Annotated in this window: 11 protein-coding genes and 1 pseudogene; 1 reads left to right on the top strand and 11 read right to left on the bottom strand. The window is 65.4% G+C overall.

The genetic code is table 11. The features are described 5' to 3' along the window. From U5A58_RS34510 to U5A58_RS34530, 5 genes and pseudogenes are all read right to left on the bottom strand, one after another. Nucleotides 1-345, bottom strand: a pseudogene (locus U5A58_RS34510) (electron transfer flavoprotein subunit beta/FixA family protein); the annotation flags it as partial. 23 nt (nucleotides 346-368) lie between these two features. Continuing rightward, a complete protein-coding gene (locus U5A58_RS34515) occupies nucleotides 369-1583 on the bottom strand; it encodes a CaiB/BaiF CoA-transferase family protein (RefSeq protein WP_321964733.1) in 1215 nt (404 codons plus the stop codon). Between the two features lie 57 nt (nucleotides 1584-1640). Beyond that, on the bottom strand, nucleotides 1641-2777 hold the full coding sequence (locus tag U5A58_RS34520; protein ID WP_321964734.1) for an acyl-CoA dehydrogenase: 1137 nt from the start codon (nucleotides 2775-2777) through the stop codon (nucleotides 1641-1643). Between the two features lie 10 nt (nucleotides 2778-2787). Further along, entirely contained in the window at nucleotides 2788-3984 is a 1197-nt protein-coding gene (locus tag U5A58_RS34525) for an acyl-CoA dehydrogenase family protein (protein ID WP_321964735.1), read from the bottom strand. 14 nt (nucleotides 3985-3998) lie between these two features. Further along, entirely contained in the window at nucleotides 3999-6122 is a 2124-nt protein-coding gene (locus U5A58_RS34530; RefSeq protein WP_321964736.1) for a 3-hydroxyacyl-CoA dehydrogenase NAD-binding domain-containing protein, read from the bottom strand. A 161-nt stretch (nucleotides 6123-6283) separates the two neighbouring features. On the opposite strand from U5A58_RS34530, the gene U5A58_RS34535 reads away from it, so the two are divergent. Next, nucleotides 6284-7192, top strand: a complete 909-nt coding sequence (locus U5A58_RS34535; RefSeq protein WP_321916078.1) for a LysR family transcriptional regulator — start codon at nucleotides 6284-6286, stop codon at nucleotides 7190-7192. 87 nt (nucleotides 7193-7279) lie between these two features. On the opposite strand, the gene U5A58_RS34540 is transcribed toward U5A58_RS34535, so the two are convergent. From U5A58_RS34540 to U5A58_RS34565, 6 genes are read right to left on the bottom strand one after another with little or no spacing between them, the layout of a single operon-like run. Next, a complete protein-coding gene (locus U5A58_RS34540) occupies nucleotides 7280-7663 on the bottom strand; it encodes a Na+/H+ antiporter subunit G (protein ID WP_321964737.1) in 384 nt (127 codons plus the stop codon). A gap of 12 nt (nucleotides 7664-7675) precedes the next feature. Further along, nucleotides 7676-7951 (bottom strand): K+/H+ antiporter subunit F, encoded by a 276-nt coding sequence (locus tag U5A58_RS34545; RefSeq protein ID WP_069261755.1) that lies wholly within the window; start codon nucleotides 7949-7951, stop codon nucleotides 7676-7678. Beyond that, the gene (locus U5A58_RS34550; protein WP_321964738.1) at nucleotides 7945-8439 is read right to left on the bottom strand and encodes a Na+/H+ antiporter subunit E; all 495 of its coding nucleotides are present in this window, start codon (nucleotides 8437-8439) and stop codon (nucleotides 7945-7947) included. Before U5A58_RS34550 ends, U5A58_RS34545 begins: the two co-directional genes overlap by 7 nt. Before the next feature lies 1 nt (nucleotide 8440). After that, complete coding sequence (locus tag U5A58_RS34555; protein ID WP_321964739.1) at nucleotides 8441-10105, bottom strand: monovalent cation/H+ antiporter subunit D; 1665 nt, start codon at nucleotides 10103-10105, stop codon at nucleotides 8441-8443. Next, a complete protein-coding gene (locus U5A58_RS34560) occupies nucleotides 10102-10455 on the bottom strand; it encodes a Na+/H+ antiporter subunit C (protein ID WP_321964740.1) in 354 nt (117 codons plus the stop codon). Before U5A58_RS34560 ends, U5A58_RS34555 begins: the two co-directional genes overlap by 4 nt. After that, nucleotides 10455-13256, bottom strand: a complete 2802-nt coding sequence (locus U5A58_RS34565) for a monovalent cation/H+ antiporter subunit A (protein WP_321964741.1) — start codon at nucleotides 13254-13256, stop codon at nucleotides 10455-10457. Before U5A58_RS34565 ends, U5A58_RS34560 begins: the two co-directional genes overlap by 1 nt. Between the last annotated feature and the right edge of the window lie 10 nt (nucleotides 13257-13266).

Genomic DNA, 13266 nt, shown 5'->3' on the forward strand with positions numbered 1-13266 from the left:
GAGGATGACCAGTTGCGGCTGTTCCTTGTCGACCAGCGCCTTCAACAGCTTGGCGACAGCCAGCGGCTGCAGGTCTTCGTTCGACTCGATGAGGATCGCGCGGTCCGCGCCGATCGCCAGCGCCGTGCGCAGCGTTTCCTGCGCTTGCGTCACGCCCACCGAAACGGCGATGACTTCCGTCGCCACGCCCGCTTCCTTCAGACGCACCGCTTCTTCCACGGCGATTTCGTCGAATGGGTTCATCGACATCTTCACGTTGGCGATGTCGACGCCCGTGCCATCCGACTTCACACGAACCTTCACGTTGTAATCGACTACGCGTTTGACAGGTACAAGTATCTTCACTTCATGCCTCCATCCACATGGAACTAGATAACGCCTTTATCCTTCAACCCGGCCACCTGCTCCGCCGAATAACCGAGCAGCGACTGCAGGACCTCCTGTGTGCCTTCGCCCAGTTGCGGCGGCGCGTGCCGCACGGGCAGGCGTTCGCCGTCGAAGCGCCACGGCGGCGCGAGCACGGGCGTCGTGCCGCTTTCGGTATGCGGATGCGGTTGCTGCGTGACGAGCCCGCCCTGCGTCGCGCGCGGCGAAAGCAGCGCCTCACGCAAGCCCGCCACTTCGCCGCACGGAATGCCCGCACGCGCGAGGCGTTCGAGCAGGAGCTTGCGCCCACGGCTGCCCAGCTCGCGCGTGAGTTCCGGCACGAGCGTGTCGCGGTTCTGACCGCGCAGGATGTTGGTCTTGTAGCGCGCGTCGTCGGCGAGATCGGCGCGCTCGATCACTTCGCGGCAGAAGCGCTCGAACTGCGCGTTGTTGCCCACGGTGATGACGAGCGGACCATCGGCCGCATCGAACACGCCATACGGCACGATCGACGGATGTGCGTTGCCGTAGCGCGGCGGGTCTTCGCCGATCAGCAGCGCTTCGAGGCCGTAGTAAGCGGTAATCATGAGGCCGCAGTCGAACAGCGCCATTTCGATATGGCGTCCGCGTCCCGTGCGCTCGCGCTCGTACAGCGCGGCGAGCATCGCCTGCGCCGAATACATGCCCGTGAAAAGATCCACGGCCGCCACGCCGAATTTGAGCGGCGGCTGGTGGGCCTCGCCGTTCATCGCCATGAGGCCCGTTTCGCCCTGCACGACGAGGTCGTAGCCCGGGCGTTTTGCTTCCGGTCCCGTGCGGTCGTAGCCCGAAATCGAGCAATAGATGAGACGCGGGTTCTCAGCACTCAACTGCTCATAGCCAAGCCCGAGTTTTTCCATGCCGCCGAACTTGAAGTTCTGCACGACGATGTCGCTGGTTTTCGCCAGATCGCGCACGATCTGCTGGCCTTCGGGCGTTTGCAGATCGAGCGTGATCGAACGCTTGTTGCGATTCACGCTGTTGAAATACGCCGTCTCGGTCTTGCCGACTCGCACGCCCCAGTCGCGCGTGTCGTCGCCGCGGTCGGGATGCTCGATCTTGATGACTTCCGCGCCGAGGTCGCCGAGCACCATCGCGCTCCACGGCCCGGCCAGCACGCGCGAAAGATCGAGCACGCGCACGCCCGATAGCGGCAAGCTGCTTTTGTCCGTCTCCATCAACAGGCACTCCTGATTCGTTGTTGGGGCGGCGCTTCGCGCTCGCCCCTTCATGGCTCACGCCGCCTCGTGCCCCAATGCGATGTAGCGCGCGAGATGATGATCCTCGTCGCCGAGCTGATGATCGATCATCACGAGCCGCTTTGCATAGTGCGCGAGCGGCAACTCCCACGTCATGCCAATGCCGCCATGCAGCTGGATCGCTTCTTCGGCCACGCGCGCGCCAATGCGCCCGATCGTGTACTTCGCCGCCGAAAGCGCACGCTCGCGCTGCGTACGCGGTGCGTCGATTGCCGCCGCCGCGTTGATGACCGCCGAGCGCGCCTGCTCGATTTCGAGCAGCACGTCCGCCATGCGATGTTGCAACGCCTGGAAGCTGCCGAGGGGCATGCCGAACTGCTTGCGGGTGCGCAGGTATTCGAGCGTGAAGTCGCGTGCGATCTCCATCGCGCCCACCGCTTCCGACGCGAGTGCCACGATGCCGTAGCCGCGTGCGTGTTCGAGCGTCGCGAAGCCGCTGCCTTGCGCGCCGACGAGCGCGTCGGCGTTCACTTTCACGTTGTCGAGCGTCACTTCCGCTGCGCGGCCGCCGTCGATCTTGAGGTAGCCACGCACGCTCACGCCCGCTGCATCGCGCGGCACGAGAAAGAGCGAGATGCCCGCTTCGTCGAATTCGCTGCCAGAGGTGCGGGCCGAAACGAGCAGCATGTTTGCGTGTTCCGCATGCTGCACGACGCCCTTCGCGCCTTGCAGAACCCAGCCATCGCCACTTTTCTCCGCACGCGTCGTCACGCGCGCGTCCTCGTAATGCGAACCCGGCTCGTCGTGCGCGAGCGCGACGATTTGCGTACCGTCGATGAACGACGCAATGCGAGCGCGCTGCGCCTCGCTGCCCGCATGCGCGAGCGCACGGCCGACGATCAGCGTATCGAGGAACGGCTCGACCACGAGAGCGCGCCCGAGCGCTTCGAACACCACCGCGATATCGAAGCCCGCGCCGCCAAAGCCGCCGTCGGCCTCGTCGAACAGCGCGCCGATCACGCCGAGTTCGGCGAAGCGCTGCCACATGTCTGCGCTAAAGCCTTCCGTGGAGCGCGCGATTGTATCGCGCGTAGTGAAGCCGTATTGCTCCGCGACGAAGCGGTTGAGCGTATCCGCAAGCATGCGGCGGTCTTCTGTGTGCTGGAAGTCCATGGCGTGCCTCTCAAAGACCGAGAATCATCTTGGAGATGATGTTCTTCTGAATTTCGTTGGAGCCGCCGAAAATCGACAGCTTGCGGTTGTTGAAGTATTGCGCGGCGGCGCTGGCGGCTTCGTCCGGGCCGATTGCCTCGCCTGCATAGCCTTCCTCGAGCGCTTCCTCGACAAACGGCGCCGCATACGGCCCCATCGCGCGGCGCAGCAGCGACGAAATCTCCTGGCGGATCTCGGTGCCGCGAATCTTCAGCATCGAGCTTTCCGCACCGGGCACGCCGCCGCCCGCAACGGCTGCGATCACGCGCAGGTTCGTCGTCTTCATGTTTTCCAGATCGATCTCGACTTTCGCAAGACGTGCGGCGAACTGCGGATCGTCGGCAAGCGGCCTGCCGTTGCGCGTGACTTTCTGCGCGGCGCGCTTCAGGCGCGCGAGCGCCGCCACCGAAAAGCCCACGCCCGCGATGTTCGTGCGTTCGTACGTGAGCAGATATTTCGCGTAGGTCCAGCCCTTGTTTTCTTCGCCGACGAGATTTTCCACGGGCACGCGCACGTCGGTGAAGAACACTTCGTTCACCTCATGTTCGCCGTCGAGCGTGACGATCGGGCGGACTTCGATGCCCGGCGTGTTCATGTCGATCAGCAGGAAGCTGATGCCTTCCTGCTTGCGCACGTCGGTTGCGGTGCGCACGAGGCAGAAGATCATGTTCGCGTAGTGGCCGAGCGTGGTCCATGTCTTCTGCCCGTTCACCACGTAATGGTCGCCGTGGCGAACCGCTGTGGTGCGCAGCGAGGCGAGGTCGGAGCCCGCGCCCGGTTCCGAATAGCCCTGGCACCACCAGTCCGAGCCGTCGAGAATGCGCGGCAGCCAGTAGCGCTTTTGCGCCTCGCTCGCGTACTTGATGAGCACGGGCCCGAGCATGTTCACGCCGAACGGCACGATGCGCGGCGCACCGGCAATCGCGCATTCGTTCTCGAAGATGAACTTCTGCACGGCGCTCCAGCCGGGGCCGCCGTATTCCTTCGGCCAGTGATTCGCGAGCCAGCCTTTTTCGTGCAGGATGGCGTGCCATTGCGTCATGTCGTCGCGGGTGAGGTGGCGGCCGTTGCTCACTTTGTTCGCGACGCGCTGCGGCAGGCGCTCCTTCAGGAACGCGAGCACTTCGCTGCGAAACGCCTCTTCGTCGGCGGTGAATTTGAGGTCCATGTGTGAAAGCTCCTTCAGACCGTTTGATTGAGGCTCGCGAAATTCTCGCCGCGCTCCACGAGTTCGACGAGCAGCGGCGAAGGACGCCAGAACAGCGGATCTTCCTTCGCGTACGTGCGGATATCGGCGAGCACGTTGGCGAGGCCCACGGTATCGGCGTACTTCATCGGGCCGCCGCGATAGCGCGGGAAGCCGTAGCCGTAGAGCAGCGTGACGTCCACGTCGAGCGGGCGCAGCGCGATCTTCTCGAACACGACGTTCGCGCCTTCGTTCACCATCGCGGCCATGTAGCGGCGCATGATCTCTTCGTCGGTGAAGCTGCGCGGCTCGACGCCGGCGCGCTCGCGCTCAGTGCGGATGATCGATTCGACTTCGGGGTCGGGCGTGCCCGCGCGCGCGCCTTCGGGGTAGAGGTAAAAGCCGCGTCCGGTCTTCTGGCCGAACCAGCCGCGCTCGCAAATGCGGTCGGCGATCTGCACGTAGCGCGCCTTCGGGTCGCGCGTGGCGGCGCGGCGCTTGCGCGTGGCCCAGCCAATGTCGCCGCCTGCGAGATCGACGACCTGGTACGGGCCCATCGGAAAGCCGAAGTCGCGCACGGCCTTGTCGATCTGATACGGCGAGGCGCCGTCTTCCATCAGATGGTCCGCAGCCGTGCGGAATACCGCGAGAATGCGGTTGCCGATGAAGCCGTCGCACACCCCCGCGCGCACCGGTACCTTGCGCAGCTTCTTCGCCAGCTCGAATGCAGTGGCGACCACATCGGCGCTCACCTGCTTCGGCACCACGATTTCGAGCAGCTTCATGATGTTGGCGGGCGAGAAGAAGTGCAGGCCCACCACGTCCTGCGGGCGCTTGATGCTGGCCGCAATGGCGTCGATGTCGAGATACGACGTATTGGTCGCGAGTACGGCGCCGGGTTTGCACACGCGGTCGAGTTCGGCAAACACGGCCTGCTTCACAGCCATGTCCTCGAACACGGCTTCGATCACGAGATCGGTGTTCGCGAGCGCATCGTACGAGGTGCTGCCGCTGAAGCGCGCGAGGATCTGTTCTTTCGCTTCGGGCTTCATGCGGCCCTTGGCGATGAGGCCGTCGTAGACCTTTTCCACATGTGCGCGGCCGCGAGCGAGCGAGGCGTCGTCGCGTTCGATCATCGTCACGGGCAGGCCCGCGTCGAGCACGGCCACGGCAATGCCCGCGCCCATCGTGCCGCCGCCGATCACGCCGACGGTTTCGATTGCGCGCGGCTTCGCGCTCTTCGTTTCAGGGGCTTTCTGCACTTCGCGCTCGGCGAAGAAGGCGTGCACGAGGCCCGCGCGCTGCGGGCTTTCGAGGCATTCGAGGAACTGCTTGCGCTCGAAGCGCAGGCCTTCGTCGAACGAAAGATCGAGCGCAGCCTGCACGCAATCGACGATCTTCAGCGGCGAGAAGAGACCACGCGACTTCTTCGCGGTGTCGGTGCGCGCGGCATCGATTGCGGCTTGCGCTTGCGCGCGGTCCGCGAGCGCCTGGGCGTCGCGCGTGCGGCGCACGTGCGCATGGCCAGCGAGCAGTTCCTGCGCGTAGGCGAGGCCTTCGGCGAGAATGTCGTCGCTCGCGCCCACGCGATCGACGAGGCCGAGCTTGTGCGCTTCCTGCGCGCTAGCGTGACGGCCGCTCAACATGAGCGAAAGCGCGGCTTCCGCGCCGATCAGGCGCGGCGTGCGCTGCGTGCCGCCTGCGCCGGGCAGCAGGCCGAGTTGCACTTCGGGCAGGCCGAGTTTCGCGCCGCCAACGGCCAGGCGGTAGTGCGCCGCGAGCGCCACTTCGAGGCCGCCGCCGAGCGCCGCGCCGTGAATGGCGGCGATCACCGGCTTGTTGCAGGCCTCGATGCGGTTGCACACGTCGGGCAGCGCGGGCGGCTGCGGCGGCTTGCCGAACTCGCGAATGTCCGCGCCGGCGATGAAATTGCGCCCCGCGCCGACGATCAGCACAGCCTGCACGGCGTCGTTCGCTTCGGCGTGCTCGATGGCGGCGGCGAGGCCGCGGCGCACGTCCACGCCCAGCGCGTTCACGGGCGGATTGTCCACGGTGACGAGCAGCACCTTGCCGCGCAGTTCGTGAGTGACGGGGGAGGCGTTCACGGGATCGGATGCCATGGGGGTGCTGTCTCCATAATGAGGGCCGGACTGGCGGGCCGTGCTGGTGGCCCGGGCGGCAATGTTTCATGTTCGCGTCGATTCTCAGCGCGTCAGGAGCAATTGACAATCCCATCGCTCGTTGACAGACTGTCAAAATATCTTTGACAGTGGAAGTTGCCATGGACGTCAATGCGCTGACCCTGCTCGTCGAGATTCTCGACGCGGGCAACCTGAGCGAGGCGGCGCGCCGGCTCAAGATGAGCCGTGCGAACGTCAGCTACCACCTCAATCACCTCGAGAAGTCGATCGGCCTGCAGCTCGTGCGCCGTACCACGCGCCGTGTCGAGCCGACCGAAATCGGCCTGAAGCTTTACGAGCACGGCCGCTCGATCCAGAACGCGCTGCTCGCGGCGCGCGAGTCGGTCTCCACGCTCGGCCAGAGCCTGCAAGGGCGCGTGCGGCTCTCGGTGCCGAGCGGCTACGGGCAGCTCGTCATGTCGGACTGGCTCATCCAGTTCAAGCGCATGTACCCCGGCATCGTGCTCGACGTGATGTTTGAAAATCGCGTGGAAGACCTGCTGCGCGACGAAGTGGATATCGCCGTGCGCGTGATGCACGAGCCGCCGCAGAACCTCGTGGCGCGCGACATGGGGCCGGTGAAGTACATCGCGTGCGCGTGCACGGAGTGGGCCGAAAGGCACGGTATGCCGCAAACGCTGGAAGACCTGGCGCGCGCACCCGTCATCACGGCAACCGTGGTGGGGCGGCAATTGCGGCTGGCAGGCTATTTGAACGAGGACCGGCACGAGGTGTTGCTCGAGCCTTCGATCATTTCGGAAAACTTTCTATTTTTGCGGCAGTCGATTCTGGCGGGACTCGGCGTGGGCATCGTGCCCGACTATGTGATGCACGACGACATTCGCCAGGGCGCTGCTGTCACGTCGCTCGACGCGTGGCGTTTGAGCATTTTCGGCACGCACATGTACATGCTCTACATGCCGAACCGGCATCACACGCGGGCGGCGTCCACCTTCATCGACTATGTGCTGGGCGAGGCACGCAAGACGGGGCGCGGTGCGGACGCGTGAGAGGCGCATGTCGCATCGATCACGCCCCACGCGCCGTGTGCGACGTTCGATGGCGGCTTTTACCTGCGTAAAAGTCCACGCCTATATTCAAGAATCCTGTGCGGCGTTGTTGTTTGGGCTCGCGTCTTGCGCGCGGTTGACGGTGGCGTCCGGCCTTCCGCGTGTCGCGGACGAAACGGCTACGCGTTGCTGAATTCCAGCCTTCGTGAGCATATGCGCGCTAATAGGCGCGGTAAGAAACAGGAACGCAGGTATCAGCACTTCATGCAGGCTCGCGAAATTGTTGTGCACGCTGAAGTAGACCACGGAAGCGAGCACGACGCCGCCCACGCCAAGCGTGGTCGATTTGGTCGGCCCGTGCAGGCGCATGTAGAAGTCGGGCAGGCGCGCGAGACCGATTGCGCCGATCAGCGTGAACGCGCTGCCGAGCAGGAGCAGCACACAGACAATCGCTTCGATAACCGTTTGCATGACGAACTCGCCCTAGTTCAATTCGATGATGTCGCCGCGCTGCAGGTACTTCGTGAACGCAACGGTCGCCACGAACCCCATTACCGCGATGAGCAGCGCGATTTCGAAGAAGACCGTCGAGCGCAGCATGATGCCGTAGACGACGATCAGCGCGATCGCGTTGATGTTGAGCGTGTCGAGCGCGACGAGGCGGTCGGGCAGCGAAGGCCCGCGCACGAGGCGCACGAGCGTGAGCAGGAACGCGAGCCCGAGGATCGCGAACGACACCGGAATGACGATGGCTAGCATGCGAAGATCTCCATGAGCGGGGCTTCGTAACGAGACTTGATCAGGGCGACGAGCGCGGCTTCGTCTTCGAGATCGAGCACGTGGACGACGAGGCGCGTGCGGTCGTCGGAGAGTTCGGCGCACAGCGTGCCGGGGCTCAGCGAGACGATGCTGATGAGCGACGCCAGCGCGATTTCGTGGGTGCTGTCGAGCGGCACTTCGATGAAGGCGGGGCGCAGGCGCTTCATCGGGCCGAGCACGAGCAGCGCGACTTCGAGATTCGCCACGAGGATGTCGTAAAGCACGTGCCCAAAGAGCCGCACGAGCAGCCACGGCTTGCCGAAGCGCACGGGTGCGAGCCACAGCCCTTCGCCCACGGCGAAAGCGATCACAGTGCCGAGTACGAAGCCAAGCAGCAGGTTGCCAGGCGTTGCGTCGTTCATCAGCAATACCCAGCACACGAGCAGCACGATCGTGAGCCAGGGGTGCGGAAAGAGCCTCTTGAGCATGTCAGCTTCCTCCGCCCTGTGATGTTTGCGGCGTTTGCGCGGGCAGGATCGCATGAACGTAGGCTTCGCGATCGAGCAACTGTGCGGCGGTGGCGTCGAGATACTGCTTGAGCGGTCCCGCGAACACCGTAGCGGCCACGACGCCCGCGAGCAGCAGCGCGCACGCGGCGAGCTTGGCGCGGCTGCCGCGCGGCGCGGCGGCGGGCGCGCCGTCGTAGGCGCGGGCGGCAGGTATCGCCCACAGCAAACGCGTGCCCGTGCGGCTCAATGCGACGATCGATAACAGTCCCGCGATCAGCACGGCGGGCCAGAGGACGACGGCCTGCGAAAGCGGCGTGGCGGCGAGCACCATGGCCTTGCCGAGAAAGCCCGAGAGCGGCGGCAGTCCAACCGCGCCCACGGCTGCCGCGAGATAGAGCACGCCAGCGAGGTTCGAAGGCCAGGGCGCGGGACGCTTTTCAGGGGGCGCGGCCTTGGAAGGCGTTGCGACCGGCTCGCCATCCGCTTCGGGCGTGATGGCGGGCGCGGTGGCGTCGTCGAGCGATTCGAGCGAGGCGGGCTCGCGCGTTTCGGCTGCAGCGGGCGCGGTCGGGGATTCGGTTGTTTCGGACTCCAGTGTATCGGCGAGCATGAACAGTGCGCCCGTGCACAACGTCGTGCTGATGAGGTAGTACAGCAGCGCGCTCCACGCGAGCACGGTTTGCAGCGTGACGGCGGCAATCAGCAGACCGACCGAGACCAGCACGAGAAAGCCTGTCGTGGTCTTGAGGCTCGATACCGCAAGCGCGCCGAGCGCGCCATAGATAATCGTTGCAATGGCGAGCCACCACGCCCATTGATGCAGGAACGCGTCGAGCACGCCGCCCGCCGCGCCGAACACGAGCGCGTCGCAGCGAAGCATCGCGTAGATGCCCACCTTGGTCATGATCGCGAACAGCGCGGCCACCGGACCGATTGCGCTGCGATATGCCTGCGGCAACCAGAACGACATCGGGAACACGGCGGCCTTGAGGCCGAATACGAGCATGAGCGTTGCGCCCGCGTACTGCGCGAGCGGCAGGGATGCGGCGTCCAGATGCGCGAGCCGCTCGCCCATGTCGGCCATGTTGAGGGTGCCCGTGAGGCCATAGAGCACGCCCAGCGCGATCAGGAAGAACGACGAGCCCACGAGGTTTAGCAGCATGTAGTGCAGGCCGTTGCGCACGCGGCGGCGTCCGCCGCCGTGCAGTAGAAGCGCGTAAGAGGCGATCAGCAGCAGTTCGAAGAACACGAACAGGTTGAAGAGATCGCCGGCGAGAAACGCGCCGTTCAGGCCCATCAGCTCGAACTGCACGAGCGCGCGATAGTAGCGACCGCGTCGAGCGTCGGCGCTCGTGGTGCCGAGCAGGCAGCAGCACGCGAGCAGCGCGGTCAGCACGAGCATGAGCGCGCCGAGCCGGTCGATCTGCAGCACGATGCCGAACGGCGCGGGCCACGCGCCGAGCGCATAGCTCGCAATCTGCCCCTGCGCCGCGAATTCGGCGAGCGCCACCGCGATTGGCAGCAGCGCGAGCGTGGCGATCACGTTGATCGCGCGCTGCAGGCGTTTCGCGCGCAGCGGCAGCGCGACGATCGCACCGGCCGCGAAGAGCGGAATGAGGATGGGGAGGATGAGAGCGTGGTTCATTCGCCGCGCATCTCCAGGCCGTTGCGGTGCGCTTTGTCGCCGTCGACGTGGTCGGTGCCGTCGATCGCGAGCGCGCGCAGCGCGAGCACGACCGTGAAGGCCGTCATGGCAAAGCCGATCACAATGGCGGTGAGCACGAGTGCCTGCGGCACGGGGTCCGCATACTGGGCGCCCGGCACGATCACGGGCGGCCGGCCGGTGGAGAGCCGCCCCATGCCGAGCAGGAACAGGTTGATCGCGTAAGAGAATAGCGTGATGCCGAGTATCACCGGCAGCACGCGCGCGCACAGCAGCAGGTAAATGCCGCTCGCGCAGAGCACACCGAGCGTAATGGCGAAGGCGGCTTCCATCAGCTTTTCTCCACGGATTGCATGTCCTTGTCGCGTACGCCGAGGTGCGAGACGATCGTGAGCGTCGTGCCGACCACGGCGCCGAGCACGCCGAGGTCGAACAGCATGGCCGTGCTCAATTCGATTTCGCCGATCAGCGGCACATGCAAATGGCCGAATGCACTGGTAAGGAAGGGCTGACCGAACACGATCGCGCCCACGCCCGTTGCGGCCGCAACGAGAATGCCAAAGCCCGCGAGCGCTCGATAGTTGATGCGGATGCGCGACTCGGTCCACAGCACGCCGCTCGCCACGTACTGCAGCAGGAGCGCAATGGAGATCACGAGCGAGGCGATGAAGCCGCCGCCCGGCAAGTTATGGCCGCGCAAAAAGATGAATACGGCGACGAGGATGGTGAGCGGCAACATGAGGCGCGCAAGAATGGCCAGCAGCAACGGATGCGATTGCGACGACCACGGCAGGCCGCCCGGCCCCGTGTCGGGCGACTTCAGGCGCAGGCCGCGCAGCAGTGCCTTCACGGCGAGCCCCGCGACCACCAGCACGCTGATCTCGACCATCGTGTCGAAACCCCGGAAGTCCACGAGGATGACGTTCACGACGTTGTGGCCGCCGCTGCCCGGCAGCGCATTCGCGAGAAAGTACTGGCCGATGCCTTCAATGGGTGCGCGCGTCATCACCGCGTATGCCACGCCAGCGATTAGCGCGCCGCCCGCGAGTGCGAGCGCCGCATTGCGCGCCCGCGTGAACGGAGGCTGTTCCGCGCGCTGCACGACCGGCAGAAAGTAGATGGCGAGCACGAGCAGCAGCACCGTGACCACTTCCACGGAGATTTGCGTGAGCGCGAGGTCCGGCGCGGAAAAACGCACGAACGCGAGCGTGACGAGCAGCCCGCATGTGCTCAGCATCACGAGTGCATAGAGCGTATTGGCCCGTACGAGCACGACACCCACCGCCATCAGCGCCATCAGCACGAGGCCGACGAGCGTCATCGCATCGAGAGGCGCCGAGCGGTACGCGCCGTCGAGCGCCGGCAGGGCGAGCAGCGCCGCGCCGGGCACGATCAGCATTGCCGCAACCATCCACGCGAGATACGACGGCAGCGAACGCGTTTCAAAGAGATTCACCACGTAACCCGCGGCCTTTTCGAGCTGCTGTACGAAACGGTCGAAGCCTTCGCTCGCGTTCATTTCGGAGAGCACCGAACGATGGTGGCGGAACGCGTCGCGGCGATAGAAGAACAGCAGGGCGCCGCCCACGAACGACACGCAGCTCATCAGCAGCGGCAGATTGATGCCGTGCCACAAGCTCAGGCTGTAAGTGGGCACGACGCCGCCCAGTGCGAACCAAGCCGCCGATTCGAGCATCTTGCCAATGGTCTGCTCCGGCACGAGCCCGACGAGCAGACAGATCACGACGAGAATCTCGACAGGCAGCTTCATGAAGCGCGGCGGCTCGTGCGGCGGGTAGTGCGGCAGGTCGTGCGGCGTTTCGCCGTCGAAGAACACGCCCCACACGAAGCGCAGCGAGTACGCCACCGAGAGCCCCGCCGCAATGACGGCGAGCGCGGGAATGATCCAGTTGAAGTCGCCGAGCAGTCCTTGCGCGAGCGTTTCGCCAAAGAACATTTCCTTCGAGAGGAAGCCGTTGAGGAGCGGCACGCCCGCCATGGCGAGCGACGCCACGGCGGCTAGCGCGGCGGTATGCGGCATGAAGCGGCGCAGGCCGCGCAGACGGCCGAGGTCGCGCGTGCCCGTTTCATGGTCGATGATGCCCGCGGCCATGAAGAGCGAGGCCTTGAAGACCGCGTGATTGAAGGTGTGAAAGAGCGCGGCGACGGTGGAGAGCTGCGTGTCGAGGCCGAACAGCAGCACGATGAGTCCGAGATGGCTGATGGTGGAATACGCGAGCAGCCCCTTGAGATCGCGCTGCACGAGCGCCATGGCCGCGCCGCCCGTGAGCGTGACGAGGCCGATCAGGCTCGTCACGTAGAAGAACCAGCCAGTGCCTTCGAGCACGGGGTAAAAGCGCGCGATAAGGAAGATGCCGGCCTTTACCATCGTCGCCGAATGCAGGTACGCCGAAACCGGCGTGGGCGCCGACATGGCATGCGGCAGCCAGAAGTGAAACGGGAACTGTGCCGACTTCGTGCAGGCCGCGAAAAGAATGAGCAGGAGAATGGCGGGATACAACGGATCGCGCTGCACGAAGCCCGCATGCGCGAGCACGACGTCGAGGTCATAGCTGCCGCAGACGTGGCCAAGCAGCAGCACGGCGGCCAGTAGCGCGAGGCCGCCCGCGCCCGTGATGGTGAGCGCCATGCGCGCCCCGCGCCGCGCTTCGGGGCGTGAAGGCCAGAAGCCGATCAGCAGGAACGACACGATGCTCGTGAGTTCCCAGAAGATCACGAGCAGCAGCAGGTTGTCCGATAGCACGACGCCGAGCATCGCGCCCATGAAAAGCAGCAGCAGCGCGTAAAGGCGCGGCAGCGACTCGCTGCCGGCGAGGTAGTAGCGCGCGTAGATGAAAACGAGCAGGCCGATCGCGAGCACGAGCAGCGCGAACATGAACGAGAGGCCATCCAGACGCAGCGCGAACGAGAGGCCGAGCTGCGGGATCCAGTCGGCTTGCCAGTACAGCACACCGTGGGTGGCCATGCCCACCCGTTCGCTGCCCAGCAGCCCGAGACCGAAGAGCGCGGCCGCGAAGGCGATCCAGGTGCCGGAGGCGGGCGCGTGACGCCCCGCGAACGCGACGAGCGCCGCGGCGACGAACGGTAAGACGACGAGCCACCCCATTGCCATTCGACACTCC

This window comes from Paraburkholderia sp. J7, from assembly GCF_905220155.1.
Taxonomy (GTDB): domain Bacteria; phylum Pseudomonadota; class Gammaproteobacteria; order Burkholderiales; family Burkholderiaceae; genus Paraburkholderia.

What these genes read in the sequence shown, in the direction of transcription:
- U5A58_RS34515 (WP_321964733.1), bottom strand. Translation starts at nt 1,583, where the DNA reads ATGGAGACGGACAAAAGCAGCTTGCCGCTATCGGGCGTGCGCGTGCTC.
- U5A58_RS34520 (WP_321964734.1), bottom strand. Translation starts at nt 2,777, where the DNA reads ATGGACTTCCAGCACACAGAAGACCGCCGCATGCTTGCGGATACGCTC.
- U5A58_RS34525 (WP_321964735.1), bottom strand. Translation starts at nt 3,984, where the DNA reads ATGGACCTCAAATTCACCGCCGACGAAGAGGCGTTTCGCAGCGAAGTG.
- U5A58_RS34530 (WP_321964736.1), bottom strand. Translation starts at nt 6,122, where the DNA reads ATGGCATCCGATCCCGTGAACGCCTCCCCCGTCACTCACGAACTGCGC.
- U5A58_RS34535 (WP_321916078.1), top strand. Translation starts at nt 6,284, where the DNA reads ATGGACGTCAATGCGCTGACCCTGCTCGTCGAGATTCTCGACGCGGGC.
- U5A58_RS34540 (WP_321964737.1), bottom strand. Translation starts at nt 7,663, where the DNA reads ATGCAAACGGTTATCGAAGCGATTGTCTGTGTGCTGCTCCTGCTCGGC.
- U5A58_RS34545 (WP_069261755.1), bottom strand. Translation starts at nt 7,951, where the DNA reads ATGCTAGCCATCGTCATTCCGGTGTCGTTCGCGATCCTCGGGCTCGCG.
- U5A58_RS34550 (WP_321964738.1), bottom strand. Translation starts at nt 8,439, where the DNA reads ATGCTCAAGAGGCTCTTTCCGCACCCCTGGCTCACGATCGTGCTGCTC.
- U5A58_RS34555 (WP_321964739.1), bottom strand. Translation starts at nt 10,105, where the DNA reads ATGAACCACGCTCTCATCCTCCCCATCCTCATTCCGCTCTTCGCGGCC.
- U5A58_RS34560 (WP_321964740.1), bottom strand. Translation starts at nt 10,455, where the DNA reads ATGGAAGCCGCCTTCGCCATTACGCTCGGTGTGCTCTGCGCGAGCGGC.
- U5A58_RS34565 (WP_321964741.1), bottom strand. Translation starts at nt 13,256, where the DNA reads ATGGCAATGGGGTGGCTCGTCGTCTTACCGTTCGTCGCCGCGGCGCTC.